The organism is Kluyvera fluvialis (assembly GCF_059725275.1).
Genome location: NZ_AP046142.1, coordinates 4,024,786 through 4,040,840, shown reverse-complemented (window position 1 = coordinate 4,040,840; position 16,055 = coordinate 4,024,786). Strand labels below are relative to the sequence as shown.

9 protein-coding genes and 1 pseudogene are annotated in these 16,055 nt (G+C 49.9%); 7 read left to right on the top strand and 3 right to left on the bottom strand.

The genetic code is table 11. The features are described 5' to 3' along the window. Positions 1-101 precede the first annotated feature (101 nt). The 3 genes from aceE to lpdA all read left to right on the top strand — a co-directional run bounded on the left by aceE (position 102) and on the right by lpdA (position 6,293). Positions 102-2,765: a pyruvate dehydrogenase (acetyl-transferring), homodimeric type gene (gene aceE, locus AC6I4B_RS19150; RefSeq protein ID WP_497767424.1), complete on the top strand. Its 2,664-nt coding sequence runs from the start codon at positions 102-104 to the stop codon at positions 2,763-2,765. 14 nt (positions 2,766-2,779) lie between these two features. Then, entirely contained in the window at positions 2,780-4,666 is a 1,887-nt protein-coding gene (gene aceF / locus AC6I4B_RS19145; RefSeq protein ID WP_497767423.1) for a pyruvate dehydrogenase complex dihydrolipoyllysine-residue acetyltransferase, read from the top strand. Positions 4,667-4,868: 202 nt separating this feature from the next. Further along, on the top strand, positions 4,869-6,293 hold the full coding sequence (gene lpdA / locus AC6I4B_RS19140; protein ID WP_497772251.1) for a dihydrolipoyl dehydrogenase: 1,425 nt from the start codon (positions 4,869-4,871) through the stop codon (positions 6,291-6,293). A 143-nt stretch (positions 6,294-6,436) separates the two neighbouring features. Here lpdA and AC6I4B_RS19135 read toward each other — a convergent pair whose 3' ends face one another. From AC6I4B_RS19135 to cscK, 3 genes and pseudogenes are all read right to left on the bottom strand, one after another. Further along, on the bottom strand, positions 6,437-7,441 hold the full coding sequence (locus AC6I4B_RS19135) for a LacI family DNA-binding transcriptional regulator (RefSeq protein ID WP_497772250.1): 1,005 nt from the start codon (positions 7,439-7,441) through the stop codon (positions 6,437-6,439). Positions 7,442-7,462: 21 nt separating this feature from the next. Next, positions 7,463-8,872, bottom strand: coding sequence for a sucrose-6-phosphate hydrolase (locus AC6I4B_RS19130; protein ID WP_497767421.1), 1,410 nt, complete (start codon positions 8,870-8,872; stop codon positions 7,463-7,465). 182 nt (positions 8,873-9,054) lie between these two features. Further along, positions 9,055-9,963 (bottom strand): annotated as a pseudogene (cscK, locus tag AC6I4B_RS19125) (fructokinase); the annotation flags it as partial. 251 nt (positions 9,964-10,214) lie between these two features. Here cscK and AC6I4B_RS19120 point away from each other — a divergent pair. From AC6I4B_RS19120 to AC6I4B_RS19105, 4 genes are all read left to right on the top strand, one after another. After that, a complete protein-coding gene (locus tag AC6I4B_RS19120; RefSeq protein ID WP_497767419.1) occupies positions 10,215-11,207 on the top strand; it encodes a LacI family DNA-binding transcriptional regulator in 993 nt (330 codons plus the stop codon). A 49-nt stretch (positions 11,208-11,256) separates the two neighbouring features. Then, entirely contained in the window at positions 11,257-12,927 is a 1,671-nt protein-coding gene (locus tag AC6I4B_RS19115; protein WP_497767417.1) for an alpha-glucosidase, read from the top strand. Positions 12,928-12,929: 2 nt separating this feature from the next. After that, on the top strand, positions 12,930-14,357 hold the full coding sequence (locus AC6I4B_RS19110) for a PTS transporter subunit EIIC (protein WP_497767416.1): 1,428 nt from the start codon (positions 12,930-12,932) through the stop codon (positions 14,355-14,357). Positions 14,358-14,445: 88 nt separating this feature from the next. Next, positions 14,446-16,017: a carbohydrate porin gene (locus AC6I4B_RS19105; protein ID WP_497767414.1), complete on the top strand. Its 1,572-nt coding sequence runs from the start codon at positions 14,446-14,448 to the stop codon at positions 16,015-16,017. Positions 16,018-16,055 lie beyond the last annotated feature (38 nt).

The following is a 16,055-nucleotide window of genomic DNA, read 5'->3' as shown; positions in this document are numbered from 1 at the left end:
CAGCAACTAAACGCAGAACCTGTCTTATTGTGTTCTTTGCGAGAGCACAATGGGACAGGTTCCAGACAAATCAACGTACTAGATAGATAAGGAATACCCCCATGTCAGAACGTTTCCCAAATGACGTGGATCCGATCGAAACTCGCGACTGGCTACAGGCGATCGAATCGGTCATCCGTGAAGAAGGTGTTGAGCGTGCTCAGTATCTTATCGACCAACTGCTTTCTGAAGCCCGTAAAGGTGGCGTTCAGGTAGCGGCAGGTGCAGGAACTAGCGGTTACGTCAACACTATTGCCGTTGAAGATGAACCGGAATACCCGGGCAATCTGGAGCTGGAACGCCGTATTCGTTCTGCTATCCGCTGGAACGCGATTATGACCGTTCTGCGCGCCTCCAAAAAAGATCTGGAACTGGGCGGCCACATGGCATCCTTCCAGTCTTCTGCGACCTTCTACGAAGTGTGCTTCAACCACTTCTTCCGTGCACGCAACGAGCAGGATGGCGGCGACCTGGTGTACTTCCAGGGTCACATCTCTCCGGGCGTTTATGCACGTGCGTTCCTTGAAGGCCGTCTGACCGAAGAACAAATGAACAACTTCCGTCAGGAAGTTCACGGTAATGGTCTGTCCTCTTACCCGCATCCGAAACTGATGCCAGAATTCTGGCAGTTCCCGACCGTATCAATGGGTCTGGGTCCAATCGGTGCTATCTACCAGGCTAAATTCCTGAAATATCTGGAACACCGTGGCCTGAAAGATACCTCCAAACAGACCGTTTACGCCTTCCTGGGCGACGGTGAAATGGACGAACCAGAATCCAAGGGTGCTATCACCATCGCCACCCGCGAAAAACTGGACAACCTGGTCTTCGTTATCAACTGTAACCTCCAGCGTCTGGATGGCCCAGTAACCGGTAACGGCAAGATCATTAACGAACTGGAAGGTATCTTCGCGGGTGCTGGCTGGAACGTTATCAAGGTTATCTGGGGCGGTCGTTGGGATGAGCTGCTGCGTAAAGACACCAGCGGTAAGCTGATTCAGCTGATGAACGAAACCGTTGATGGCGACTACCAGACCTTCAAATCCAAAGATGGCGCTTACGTTCGTGAACACTTCTTCGGTAAATATCCAGAAACCGCTGCACTGGTTGCTGACTGGACTGACGAGCAGATCTGGGCGCTGAACCGTGGTGGTCATGATCCGAAGAAAGTTTACGCTGCACTGAAAAAAGCGCAGGAAACCAAAGGCAAAGCAACTGTAATCCTGGCCCATACCATTAAAGGTTACGGCATGGGCGATACCGCTGAAGGTAAAAACATCGCTCACCAGGTTAAGAAAATGAACATGGACGGCGTACGCTACGTCCGAGATCGTTTCAACGTGCCGGTTGCCGATGCAGACATCGAAAAACTGCCATACGTGACCTTCCCTGAAGGTTCCGAAGAGCACACTTATCTGCACGCACAGCGTCAGAAACTGCACGGTTATCTGCCAAGCCGTCAGCCGAACTTCACCGAGAAGCTTGAGCTGCCAACGCTGGAAGATTTCGCGCCGCTGCTGGAAGAGCAGAACAAAGAAATTTCTACCACTATCGCTTTCGTTCGTGCCCTGAACGTGATGCTGAAGAACAAGTCTATTAAAGACCGTCTGGTTCCGATCATCGCCGACGAAGCGCGTACTTTCGGTATGGAAGGTCTGTTCCGTCAGATTGGTATCTACAGCCCGAACGGTCAGCAGTACACCCCGCAAGACCGTGAGCAGGTTGCTTACTACAAAGAAGACGAGAAAGGTCAGATTCTTCAGGAAGGTATTAACGAACTGGGTGCTGGCGCGTCCTGGTTGGCGGCTGCGACCTCTTACAGCACTAACAACCTGCCGATGATTCCGTTCTACATCTACTACTCGATGTTCGGGTTCCAGCGTATCGGTGACCTGTGCTGGCAGGCTGGCGACCAACAGGCTCGCGGCTTCCTGGTCGGTGGTACTTCCGGTCGTACTACGCTGAACGGCGAAGGCTTGCAGCACGAAGATGGTCACAGCCACATTCAGTCTCTGACTATCCCGAACTGTATCTCTTACGATCCGTCTTACGCGTACGAAGTTGCGGTCATCATGCACGATGGTCTGGAGCGTATGTACGGTGAGAAACAAGAGAACGTTTACTACTACATCACCACGCTGAACGAAAACTACCACATGCCGGCAATGCCAGCAGGGGCAGAGGAAGGTATCCGTAAAGGTATCTACAAACTCGAAACCCTCGAAGGTAGCAAAGGTAAAGTTCAGCTGCTGGGTTCAGGCTCTATTCTGCGTCACGTTCGTGAAGCCGCTCAGATCCTGGCGAAAGACTACGGCGTAGGTTCTGATGTGTACAGCGTAACCTCCTTCACTGAACTGGCGCGTGACGGCCAGGATTGTGAACGCTGGAACATGCTGCACCCAATGGAAACTCCGCGCGTTCCGTACATCGCTCAGGTGATGAACGACGCTCCGGCCGTAGCATCTACTGACTATATGAAACTGTTCGCTGAGCAGGTACGTACTTACGTTCCAGCTGACGATTACCGCGTACTGGGTACTGATGGCTTCGGTCGTTCCGACAGCCGTGAGAACCTGCGTCACCACTTCGAAGTTGACGCTTCTTATGTGGTTGTAGCGGCTCTGGGCGAACTGGCTAAACGTGGCGAAATCGATAAGAAAGTGGTTGCTGACGCAATTACTAAATTCAACATCGATGCAGAAAAAGTTAACCCGCGTCTGGCGTAAGAGGTAAAAGAACAATGGCTATCGAAATCAATGTACCGGACATCGGGTCTGATGAAGTTGAAATCACCGAAATCTTGGTCAAAGTAGGCGACAAAGTTGAAGCTGAACAGTCGCTTATCACCGTAGAAGGTGACAAAGCCTCTATGGAAGTTCCGTCTCCACAGGCTGGCGTCGTTAAAGAGATTAAAGTCTCTGTCGGCGACAAAACCGAGACTGGTAAACTTATTATGATTTTCGATTCCGCCGACGGTGCAGCTGATGCTGCACCTGCTAAGGCAGAAGAGAAGAAAGAAGCAGCTCCGGCAGCAGCACCTGCTGCGGCAGCGGCAAAAGACGTTCACGTACCGGACATCGGTGGTGATGAAGTCGAAGTGACTGAGATCCTGGTGAAAGTGGGCGACACCGTTGCCGCTGAACAGTCTCTTATCACCGTAGAAGGCGATAAAGCTTCGATGGAAGTCCCAGCACCGTTCGCCGGTACTGTGAAAGAAATTAAAGTGAACACCGGCGACAAAGTGTCTACCGGCTCACTGATCATGGTATTCGAAGTGGCGGGTTCTGCACCTGCTGCCGCGCCTGCACAGGCGGCTGCTCCGGCGGCGGCTGCACCAGCGGCTGCGGGTGGCGCGAAAGACGTTAACGTACCAGACATCGGCGGTGACGAAGTTGAAGTCACCGAAGTGATGGTTAAAGTTGGCGACAAAATCGAAGCAGAACAGTCTCTTATCACCGTAGAAGGCGACAAAGCCTCTATGGAAGTTCCGGCTCCGTTCGCGGGTACGGTAAAAGAAATCAAAATCAGCACCGGCGACAAAGTGAAAACCGGTTCTCTGATTATGGTCTTCGAAGTAGAAGGCGCCGCACCGGCTGCGGCTCCAGCTCAGGCGGCAGCTCCAGCACCGGCTGCGGCCCCAGCGCAAGCTGCCGCTCCGGCGCCTGCGGCGAAAGCTGAAGGCAAATCTGACTTCGCAGAAAACGACGCTTACGTTCACGCAACTCCGGTGATTCGTCGCCTGGCGCGCGAGTTCGGTGTTAACTTGGCGAAAGTGAAGGGCACGGGTCGTAAAGGCCGTATCCTGCGCGAAGACGTACAGGCTTACGTGAAAGACGCTATTAAACGCGCTGACGCAGCACCGGCGGCGGCTGGTGGTGGTATCCCTGGGATGCTGCCATGGCCGAAAGTGGACTTCAGCAAGTTTGGTGAAATCGAAGAAGTGGAACTGGGTCGTATCCAGAAAATCTCTGGTGCTAACCTGAGCCGTAACTGGGTGATGATCCCGCACGTTACCCACTTCGACAAAACCGATATCACTGACCTGGAAGCGTTCCGTAAACAGCAGAACGCAGAAGCTGAGAAACGCAAACTGGACGTGAAATTCACCCCAGTGGTCTTCATCATGAAGGCGGTTGCTGCGGCGCTTGAGCAGATGCCACGCTTCAACAGCTCCCTGTCTGAAGACGGCCAGCGTCTGACGCTGAAGAAATACATCAACATCGGTGTGGCAGTTGATACCCCGAACGGCCTGGTGGTTCCAGTCTTTAAAGACGTGAACAAGAAGAGCATCACCGAGCTGTCTCGTGAACTGACCACCATCTCCAAGAAAGCGCGTGATGGTAAGCTGACTGCTGGCGAAATGCAGGGCGGTTGCTTCACTATCTCTAGCATCGGCGGTCTGGGGACTACCCACTTCGCTCCGATTGTGAACGCGCCGGAAGTGGCTATCCTCGGTGTGTCCAAATCGGCAATGGAGCCGGTATGGAATGGGAAAGAGTTCGTTCCGCGTCTGATGATGCCGATTTCTCTGTCCTTCGACCACCGTGTGATTGACGGTGCTGATGGTGCGCGCTTCATTACCATCATCAACAACACCCTGTCTGACATTCGTCGGCTGGTGATGTAATTGAAAAAGCCGGCCTGACGGCCGGCTTTTTTCTGATAATCTCTTCGTATTTTTGGGGTTATCAGCAATAAAGGACAAATTCGTTTGCCGTTTGTTGTTTCAAAATTGTTAACAATTTTGTACTATAAACACGGATAGAACGTCCCGGTGGATATGGGCGACAAGAGTACCCAGGACCGCCGGAAATAATTAAGAGGTCATGATGAGTACTGAAATTAAAACTCAGGTCGTGGTACTTGGGGCGGGCCCGGCAGGCTACTCTGCTGCTTTCCGTTGCGCGGATTTAGGTCTGGAGACCGTCATCGTAGAACGTTACAGCACCCTCGGTGGTGTTTGTCTGAACGTCGGCTGTATCCCTTCTAAAGCACTGCTGCACGTAGCAAAAGTTATCGAAGAAGCCAAAGCAATGGCTGAGCACGGTATCGTCTTCGGCGAGCCGAAAACCGATATCGACAAAATTCGTACCTGGAAAGAGAAAGTGATCACGCAGCTGACCGGTGGTCTGGCTGGTATGGCGAAAGGCCGTAAAGTGAAAGTGGTCAACGGTCTGGGTAAATTTACCGGGGCTAACACCCTGGAAGTTGAAGGCGAAAACGGCAAAACCGTGATCAACTTCGACAACGCGATCATCGCGGCGGGCTCCCGTCCGATCGAACTGCCATTCATTCCACATGAAGATCCTCGTGTGTGGGACTCCACTGATGCTCTGGAACTGAAAGAAGTTCCTAAACGTCTGCTGGTTATGGGCGGTGGTATCATCGGTCTGGAAATGGGGACCGTATATCACGCGCTGGGTTCAGAGATTGACGTGGTTGAAATGTTCGACCAGGTTATCCCGGCTGCCGACAAAGACGTGGTGAAAGTCTTCACCAAGCGCATCAGCAAGAAATTCAACCTGATGCTGGAAACCAAAGTAACTGCCGTTGAAGCGAAAGAAGACGGTATTTACGTTTCCATGGAAGGCAAAAAAGCGCCTAAAGAAGCGCAGCGCTACGACGCCGTGCTGGTTGCGATTGGCCGTGTGCCGAACGGTAAAAACCTCGACGCGGGCAAAGCTGGCGTGGAAGTGGACGACCGTGGCTTCATCCGCGTTGACAAACAGCTGCGCACTAACGTGCCGCACATCTTTGCTATCGGCGATATCGTCGGTCAGCCAATGCTGGCGCACAAAGGTGTTCACGAAGGTCACGTTGCCGCTGAAGTTATCGCCGGTAAGAAACACTACTTCGACCCGAAAGTCATTCCATCTATTGCCTACACTGAACCAGAAGTGGCATGGGTTGGCCTGACCGAGAAAGAAGCGAAAGAAAAAGGCATCAGCTACGAAACCGCCACCTTCCCGTGGGCTGCTTCTGGCCGTGCTATCGCTTCCGACTGCGCAGACGGTATGACCAAACTGATCTTCGACAAAGAATCTCACCGTGTTATCGGTGGTGCGATTGTCGGTACTAACGGCGGCGAGCTGCTGGGTGAAATCGGTCTGGCTATCGAAATGGGTTGTGATGCCGAAGATATCGCGCTGACCATCCATGCTCACCCGACCCTGCACGAATCTGTTGGCCTGGCCGCAGAAGTGTACGAAGGTAGCATTACTGACCTGCCGAATCCGAAAGCGAAGAAGAAGTAATACTTCTGCGCTGAAAAAGCGGCTTAACGGTTAAGCCCGTTCACTTAAGATAGGTTAAGTGAACGGAATACCGGGTTTATGAGCGACGAACGACCCTTTCTTAGGGTCGTTTTTTTTTGGATAGCGCTGAAGGCCGGGCGGGATTACTGATAACGAATCTGCAAAGTTGCAGGTAGAAAACGCTGTAGTGTCTGCGGTGTTTTTCCATCAATGAGATGGCTTACGAGATCATAGCAGTGCCAGGCTAACTGGCGATTGTCCTGCCGGATAGTATCAACGCGCAGGGAGAGAGAATCATACAAATAATGATCGTCGAAACTGGCCAGATGGATATCGGAAGCCAACAAATGATGCTGACTCATATAGCGCAGCACCCCCTCCAGTAACCCACAGGCTGCGGTGAACACCGCTTTCGGCGGCCGTCCGAGGCGCGCGCAGAGCGCCGCAAACATCTCATAGCCAGAGCTTGGATGGTAGTTACCATGACTCACCCATTCGGGTTGCAGAGCAACGCCTGCCTTCATCAACCCCTCAGTGAACCCGGCCAACCGGTCCTGGGTGGGCGATAATCGAGGCTGACCTCCGAGAAACCAGAATTCATCTTTATGCAGCGGTGCAATGCGCGATATCAGTTCTGTCGTCGGGGCGATGGAGTCGGTCATCACCAGGGGTAAGGTGCTTCCGCCTGGACGGCGGTCAAACAACACGATGGGTAACTGCTCGCTCAGTTTTAGGTAGTCGGCATCGCTATACAGACAGGATGCGACAATCAAACCATCAACCTGGCGGGCAACCATATTGTTAACTGCGATGCTCTCCTGGGCGGGGTTTTCATCAGTGCAGGCAATAATTAATTGGACGCCGGCCTCACGGCACAGCATCTCCAGCTCGTGTGAGAAAACGGCAAACCCATAATTAGTGATTTCCGGCACGATAAGACCAATGGTATGGCTGCGATTATCGCGTAACGAGCGGGCGTGAATGCTCGGTTGATAATGTTGTTCGCGAGCGATAGCCAGCACGCGTTTACGCGTCTCTTGCGCAACGCGTAGCTCTTTACCTCGACCATTAAGTACCAGGCTAGCGGTCGCTTTTGAGACCCCAGCCATGTTGGCAATATCTTGTATCGTAACGCGTTTGGTTTTCATCATCGCAAAAGAAACTGTAATTTAAGGCGCGTATTCTATCATGCATGACCGTAGTAACCAGTAACGGAATGCCACGGGCATCGAGCCACTGAAAGTGAGTTGTCCGGGATAGCTGGGGAAGAAGCGGCTGCTCATCACACCTTCACCATCGTTGATGAAAATCTCTACGCTGGAACGGTCAATCAGGATCTGCAAACTGCGCACCGTACCTCTCCAGTAACGATGGTGCATTTCAGCAGACTGGAGGCTTGGGCGCGCAAGTTGAAGCCCGTCGCTGTTAACGGTGAGGGTCAATACGCCGGCGAAGTCGAGCGCCATTTCGCTACCCGAGGCAATCTCAAACGATAATTCTGCTGGCTGTAGTGACAGCGTGTTTCCCTGCCACTGATGCATTTCGCCGCGTAAGGTGGTTAATTCTCGCAGCGGACGTTGATACAGCGTGCCGTTGTGCCAGCTCAGTTCACGTAAACAGGTCATCTGATGGATCCAACCTTGCTCGCACGTTGGCTGGCTCGTCTCTTCTCCGTCAGGAACGCCCATCCAACCCACCAGTAAGCGGCGTCCATCCTCTGACATCATGGTTTGTGGCGCATAGAATTCGAAGCCGCTGTCGACTTCATGCAGTGGGCCATAATCCAATGTGGCGTGGACATAGTCAAAGTGACCCCGCATCCACACGACAGGGTAGGTATTGAGGAAGCGACGCGCTTCACGAGGCAAACCCTGTGGGCAACAAATCAGTATATGTTCCTCACCGAGCGGGAACAGATCGGGACACTCCCACATATAGCCGCTCTCTTCCAGGCCACTGTGGCCGTAGCCAGCAATTTCGCCATGACTATGCCATTGCTGCAAATCGGTGGAACTAAACAGCAGCACTTTACCGCGATGCTGTAAATCCTGAGCGCCCAGCACCATGTACCAGCGGTCGTTGTGCTGCCAGACTTTTGGATCGCGAACATGCCCGGTATATCCCTCAGGGAGGGGCAACACGGGGCCTTGTTTGCTAAAAGTACCGTCGGCATTCTGTGTCGCCATACACTGCCAGGCGGTACGGCTACCGTCAGCAAATTTCACGTTACCGGTGTAGCAAAGTCTCAGCATCCCGTCCTGTTCAACGGCGCTACCGGAGTAGCAGCCATTACGGTCATACTCTTCGTCAGGCAAAAGGGCGATAGGCTCATGTCGCCAATGCACGAGGTCGAAGGAAGTCCAGTGTCCCCAACACTTGAAGGAATGATCGCAGGCGAGCGGGTTCCACTGATAAAATAGGTGGTACTGTCCGGCAAACTGAATAAATCCGTTGGGATCATTCATTAGCCCGGTAACGGGAGCATGATGCCACTGAGGATAATGATTATCGGCCAGCGCGCGTGGGCGATTTTGTGTAATCGCGTGTAAAATAGCAGGCAAATGTGATGGTAGTGACATTATTTCGTACCCATTTTTATTTTTGCAGCAGAGATATTTTCTGCTGCATGAAATGAAATCGGCTAAACCGGTTTAATTTAAATTGAAAATGTCGGGAATGCGACCTGTTAATCTACCATCATGTTTTGAACCGATCCGGCATACGCGTTGTTATCGGTGTCTTCAAGGCGAAAACGAGCCAATAGCTCATCCATGCGGGGAAGGGCGGTCATTGCGCCTTTAGCGGTTGTTGCCAGTGCGCCGCAGGTTTGTGCCAGCCTGATATCTTGTTCCAGTGTTTGTAAATTATCCGGCATCCCATGAGTTGCAAGACTGAAAAGCAGACCGGCGACAAAGGCATCGCCAGCACCCGTCGTATCAATACTGATTGTCGGACGAGAAGGGTAATCAATAATTTGCCCACGGAAGGCAACGGATACCCCCTCTTTCCCCCTTGTAACCAGCAAGAGTTCTAATTTGAAACGTTGCACCAGTTGGGTAATCCCTTCAAGCAATACGTCGTGGCCGCTAATAAAAAACAGTTCTTCCTCCGACAGCTTAACCACATTCGCCAGAGTTAGCGCACGTTCAATATTCTCACGTAGTTGCTGCTGATCTGACCATAGATCGGTTCGAATATTGGGATCGAAACTGAGGTATCCCCCCGCACTTTTTATCTTATCTATCGCGGCGAACGTGGTGCTTCGACTGGGTTCCGCACTCAGTGCAATAGAGCAAATATGGAGCCATTGTTCAGCGGAAAATGTCGGGAGATCGCTTTGCTGTAAAAACAAATCGGCGCTGGGGCGCACCATAAAAGTAAAAGTTCGTTCACCCTGCTCATTAAGATCAACTACCACGGTAGAGGTGCGCTGTTCGCTATCAAAAGACATATGCGCAATATCTACATTTTCCTGCCTCAGTGTGCTGTGCATGAAATGACCAAAAGGGTCATCGCCAACACGGCCGATAAAACCGCTATTACCACCGAGTCGAGCAATACCTACAGCCACATTTGCGGGCGCGCCACCGGGGCATTTTCGCAAACATCCTTCGCTTTCCGGCAGCAAATCAACGACTGCATCGCCGATAACCCATACTTTTCTGTTCATGGTTAATCCTTTCTGGCTAAACTTTGTTAAACCGGTTTAGCAAATTAAAACATAATTTTTAGACCCGAGGAATAGTCAAAGAACGAAAATAGAAAGGGTTTCGGGCGGGATCATTTTTGTTAAATGAGATATAAAAAATTTGTCGCTAAACATTTTGTGAGGCTAATCATGTTTTCAATAAATTGTATTGCTTTACGCCTTCGTTATCCCTTATTTTCGTGAGCATTCTGATATCGATTTCATAATTTACTATGGCTACTATCAAAGATGTCGCTGAAAAAGCGGGTTTATCAGTCACCACCGTCTCACGATTTCTTAATAATCATCCCTATATCTCTGATGATAAAAGAGAAAAAATTCTGTCAGCCATGAAGGCGCTGGATTATGAACCCAGCACGGCAGCGCAGCAAATGCGTGGCGTCAAAAGCCAACGTATTGGCGTGCTGATTTCGCGGATCACCAACCCCTTTTTCGCCAGCTTAGTTGATGCGCTTGAAAGTACCGCGCGTAAAAATGGCTACTCGGTGCTGATAGTCCAGAACCACAATAGCCCCGGCGAAGAAAAAAACTGCCTTGATTTATTAAAGAAAAAAATAATCGACGGTCTGATCCTCTGTGCCGTGGAAAGTGAACCCCAGGTAATTGAAGAATATCAAAAATATGGGCCAATCCTTTTGTGTAATGCTGGCAGTGAAACCTCAATGTTGCCCGCTGTTCGGGTGGATGACAGGAGTGCGACTTATCATGCGATCCACTATTTGATCGCAAAAGGTTATCGCCATATTGCGTACTCTACCGGCGGTGGCTTTCAGCAAAAAGGCCACGGTAGCCGCAGAAATAGCGGTTTTTTGACAGCGATGAAAGAAGCGGGTTTGACCGTTAACGAAGAGTGGCTTTTCCGCCATCAACATACCTACCAGGATGGTCAGGCGATAGCCAGAGAAATACTGCAAATGCCCCTGCGTCCTGATGCCATCTTTGCGGGGAGTGACGAAGTTGCCTGCGGGATTATCTCCACGTTGACGGCGAACGGTCTACGAGTGCCGGAAAATATTGCGGTCGTCGGCTTTGATAATCTGCCTGTCGCCGAAATGCTCAATATCCCGTTAACCACGGTTAGCCAGCCGATTGCTGCGTTGGGCAAGGTGTCTGCGGAGTACTTGTTGGCGTTAATTCATGGCCAGAAGTATCAGTACGATGCCGCGCTGCTGAAACCTGAACTGGTGATCCGCCAGTCAGCTTGAATTTTTTTTCAAACAATATGGTATCGATTTCATATCCAGAGAGGGAATTATGTCAGAGTCATCCATTCACCAGGTATGGTGGAAAGAAGCAGTAATCTATCAGGTCTATCCGAAGAGCTTTTATGACAGCAATAACGACGGCATTGGCGACATTAAAGGCATCATCGCTAAGCTGCCCTATTTGCAAAAACTCGGTATCACCATGATCTGGGTGTCGCCTTTTTATCAATCGCCGATGGCGGATAATGGCTATGATATTGCCGATTATTATGCGGTGAACCCGGATTTTGGTTCGATGCAGGATGTCGACGATCTGATCGTACAAGCCCGTGCGCACGGTATTCAGATAATGATCGACCTGGTGGTGAACCATACCAGTGACGAGCATCCGTGGTTTCAGGATGCGCTGGCACAGCCGCTTTCTCCCTATCGCGATTACTATATTTTCAAATCTGGCATTGCTGGCGCAGCACCGAATAACTGGCGATCGATTTTCGGTGGTAGCGCGTGGGAAAAAGTACCTGGTGAAGATAAATACTATCTGCATACCTTCCATCGCAAACAGCCGGATCTGAATTGGGAAAACCCGGCGTTGCGTGAAGAGATCTACACCATGATCAATTGGTGGCTGGAAAAAGGTATTGCGGGATTTAGGGTGGATGCGATTACCTTTATTAAAAAGGATCAGGATTATGGTTCCCTGCCTACCGACGGAGTTGATGGTCTGGTTTCCATCAAAAAGAAATCGCGTAATCGTCCGGGGATTGAGGTTTTCCTCAATGAGTTAAAAGCGCGGACTTTCCACCGTTTTGCCTGTGTCACGGTGGGGGAAGCGCCGGGAGTTTCTTTGGCGGAGTACGATCGTTTTATCGGCCCTGATGGTTACTTCGATATGATTTTTGATTTTCACGCCGCTGATATAGATGTGGAAAGCGGTTCCGAATGGTTCCGCCGCCGTCACTGGACGGTGAAAGAGTTTAAAGAAACGTTGTTTGCCAGCCAGAAGGCATTTATTAACTCTGGCTGGGGCACTACCTTTATTGAAAACCATGATCAACCTCGTGCGCTCTCAAAGTTGATTCGCAATCCTGATTTCCATAATGCGACAGGGGCGAAAGCGCTGGCGGCAATGTATTTCTTTATGCATGGAACCCCGTATATTTATCAAGGTCAGGAGTTGGGGATGACCAACTTCAGCCGTGACAGTATTGAACAATTTAATGACATATCCAGTATTGATAATTATCACCGTGCAATAGCCGAAGGCTTTACCCCGGAACAGTCTCTGGCGTTTGTTAACCAGCGCTCCCGCGATAACACGCGTACCCCTATGCCGTGGGCGAACAATAGTTATGGTGGTTTCAATGACGGTGCGCAGCCATGGCTAGAATTTTCCACCCGCGACTTTACCGTCAATGCTGAAGATCAGCTGCAACAGACAAATTCGGTGTTCCACTTCTATCAACGAATGATTGAACTGCGTAATAAAATTTTCCCGGACGTGCTGATTTACGGGGCATTCACGCCACTGGAAACGGAAGCCGATGACATTATTGCTTATGTAAGAAGCGCGGGAAGCCAGCGGTTTATCTCCATAACCAATATGAGCGACCAGCCTCTGCCTTATATGATACCCACAGGTGAAGTGCTGCTTAATAACTATGATAGCGTCAATTCTTGTCTGCAACCTTACCAGACCATTCTTATTAAAGGGATGTGAAAATGAGCAAGTTTAAAAATATAGCTGTCGAAATAGTCAATGTCATTGGTGTTGAAAATATTATATCAGCAACGCACTGTGCCACACGTTTACGCTTGCAGGTCAAAGACCGAAAACGTATTGATGATGAAAAAATTCGCAATATTAGTGAAGTAAAAGGCGTTTTTTTTAATTCTGGGCAATATCAAATTATACTCGGCGTCGGAATTGTCAATAAAGTCTATAGTGAGTTGGCCGCTGCATTTAATGTCAGTGAGGTGAGCAAAGACGAGATGACATGCCAGAGCGGAAACCCGCTACAGCGGGGAATTCGTAATTTATCCGACGTTTTTGTGCCAATTGTCCCCATACTTGGCGCAACCGGCCTTTTCCTCGGCCTGAAAGGGGTCTTATTCAATGACACTGTGCTGGCCTATTTTGGTAGTAATACTGAAAATATCCCCCTATATCTGAAAACGTTAGCGACTGTATTATGTGATACCTCGTTTGCGTTTTTGGCGGCGTTTATTTGTTGGTCTGCATTTAAAAAATTCGGCGGTATGCCAATTATCGGTTTTCTTATTGGTCTGATGCTCGTCTCTCCTGCGTTGCCTAACGCCTATGAGGTGGCTTATGGTCATGCCAGCCCTATCTACGTGTTTGGTTTTATTCCACTGGTGGGTTATCAGGGATCGATTTTGACAGCGTTGATCACTGGGATTATCGGCGCAAAATTAGAGATTGTTCTGCGCAGAATTATGCCGAACTCGATGGATCTGATCTTCACGCCATTTGTCGTGATCTTATTATCGGTGATCATCGCTTTGCTGGTGTTGGGGCCACTGGTACACGGTTTTGAATATTATGCGATTCAGGCAATTCAGAAGTTCCTCTCCTTGCCTGCGGGTATTGGTGGTTTGCTGATCGGGTTTATCTATCCTATTGCGGTGATGACCGGTATGCACCATATGTTCATCATGATTGAAACCTCACTTATTGCTGGTACGGGTTTTAACCCGCTCATCACCGTTTGCGCGATGTATGGTTTTGCCAATGCCGCCGTATGTCTGGCGATCTCTTTGAAATCCCGTAATCCGGCATTTAAAACGGCGGGGGTTTCCGCTACTGCCACTCAGTTATTAGGGGTTTCAGAACCTGCGCTATTTGGGATTGTGATGCGCTCCGGCGTTCGTGCTATCGCCATCATGTTAACCAGCTCGGCGCTGGGCGGAATGGTGCTCTCTTTATTATCGGTCAAAGCCAATTCTTACGGTCTGGCAGTGTTGTTATCACCGTTAATGTATATCTATGACCGCTACCAGGTCGTAAGTTATGTCTGTGTGGGGATCGCGGTATTTATTTTCGCCTTTACTTTAACCTCCCTGTTGGTCAATGTGAATAAATCGCCCACGGATAATAAAGTGAAATTAAATAATAATAGCATAGCGTAATTCGCTAATTATTAATGATTATATATGCGCAGTAGTGCGTAGGGTTTCTTATTGCCCGCGCACGTCTGCTGGCTTATGAGAAAATACAATGAAAATAAATAATCTTGCCTTTGGTGCATTACTTTTACCCTGCGTTGGGTACAGCGCAGAACTGACTCTGAGTGACATTAGTGCGCGTCTGGAAAAACTAGAGCAAGAACTCCATCAGTCACGATCGCAATTATCGCTGGCGGAACAGAAAATCAATCAGGCCGAAAAGCGAGCCGCAGCGGCGGAGCGAAGTGCGGCACAAGCGCAGGAAGAATTACGCACCGTGCGACAACCTCACAGCGACATTGCGCTGACAACGTCTCCAGCTTTTAGTCAAGAGGCTTCGGGCGGGCAAATGACGGAGCTGAAATTTGGCGGCTACGCGCGCACTGGCATTCTCAGCAGTAAGCAGGGCAACACCACCACTGTCGGCCCTTCAATGACGCCAGCCGGTAGCTCTGGCGGTAGCGTTGGGCGCCTGGGCAATGAGTCTGATACTTATGTGACGGCAGATATGAATTATCTCCGTCAGTATGAAAATAATGCAAAACTGCGTTACTACATGAAAATTGCTGAATGGGATAAAACTTACAATACCGACAGCTCTTTTAACGGACAGATGAATGTGCGGCAGGCTTTTGTTGAAATGAGCGATATGCCAACCTTTAGCGGGCCATTTCAAAAAGCGACCTTGTGGGCGGGAAAACGTGAAGATCGCGACAACTTCGATATCCATTGGCTTGATTCCGATATGATGAACCTGATCGGCACCGGCGCCGGAGTTTACGACGTCAATTTTTGGGGGGATGTTAAAACGAATTTCTCGGTCTATGGGCGTAACTTTGATGATATCGATACCATGGAAAATGTTGAATATAACAACATGACCGGAGCGGATAATACCTTTATTCAGAACTACACATTTACGTTGAATAACCGACTTGGGCCGTGGCAATGGATGCTCAATGGTCTTTACGCGAAAGATAATAATAAACGGATTAATGATGGTCTGGCGACGGATAAGGCCGCGTCGAGCGGTATTAATACCATGCTGGCTTATCATGGCGACAGTTTTTACGGATTGGGGCCTGGTTCGTCAAAGACCGTGCTACTGTACGGCAAAGGACTTGGCGCGGAAGTTCGCGGTCCGGGTTCTGATGGTTACTTGATTGACGATGCCTGGACCGTCAAATTTGCCTCTTACGGAGTCACGCCACTTAACGGCCAATTCAGTTGGGCACCATTGCTGGTTACACAAAGCAGCAATAACCGTTATCTCAGTGACGACCACTATTTTTGGGTAACCCTTAACTCGCGGTTTATTCAGGAGATCAACCAAAACTTCGCCCTGCAATATGAAGCTAGTTATCAATATATGAATATCGACCCTAAGGGCTTTAATGGTCGTCAGTCGGTCAACGGTAGTTATATGAAATTAACCTTTGCCCCAACCTTTAAAATGCATAATGTCACCGATTTATTTGAGCGCCCGGAAATTCGCTTTTTCGCAACTTACATGAACTGGGATAAGTCGTTGGATAACTACTCTACCTCCGATACATTGGGTAGCGAGGGTTATCGTAATGGCGGCGTTCTGCTGTTTGGTGTGCAACTTGAAACCTGGTTCTGATCCTTTTATTCGAAGTCGTGCTGGCATTACGCACAATT

Excerpts from the sequence above, each read along its gene's own strand:
- aceE (WP_497767424.1), top strand. The coding sequence starts at position 102 with ATGTCAGAACGTTTCCCAAATGACGTGGATCCGATCGAAACTCGCGAC.
- aceF (WP_497767423.1), top strand. The coding sequence starts at position 2,780 with ATGGCTATCGAAATCAATGTACCGGACATCGGGTCTGATGAAGTTGAA.
- lpdA (WP_497772251.1), top strand. The coding sequence starts at position 4,869 with ATGAGTACTGAAATTAAAACTCAGGTCGTGGTACTTGGGGCGGGCCCG.
- AC6I4B_RS19135 (WP_497772250.1), bottom strand. The coding sequence starts at position 7,441 with ATGAAAACCAAACGCGTTACGATACAAGATATTGCCAACATGGCTGGG.
- AC6I4B_RS19130 (WP_497767421.1), bottom strand. The coding sequence starts at position 8,872 with ATGTCACTACCATCACATTTGCCTGCTATTTTACACGCGATTACACAA.
- AC6I4B_RS19120 (WP_497767419.1), top strand. The coding sequence starts at position 10,215 with ATGGCTACTATCAAAGATGTCGCTGAAAAAGCGGGTTTATCAGTCACC.
- AC6I4B_RS19115 (WP_497767417.1), top strand. The coding sequence starts at position 11,257 with ATGTCAGAGTCATCCATTCACCAGGTATGGTGGAAAGAAGCAGTAATC.
- AC6I4B_RS19110 (WP_497767416.1), top strand. The coding sequence starts at position 12,930 with ATGAGCAAGTTTAAAAATATAGCTGTCGAAATAGTCAATGTCATTGGT.
- AC6I4B_RS19105 (WP_497767414.1), top strand. The coding sequence starts at position 14,446 with ATGAAAATAAATAATCTTGCCTTTGGTGCATTACTTTTACCCTGCGTT.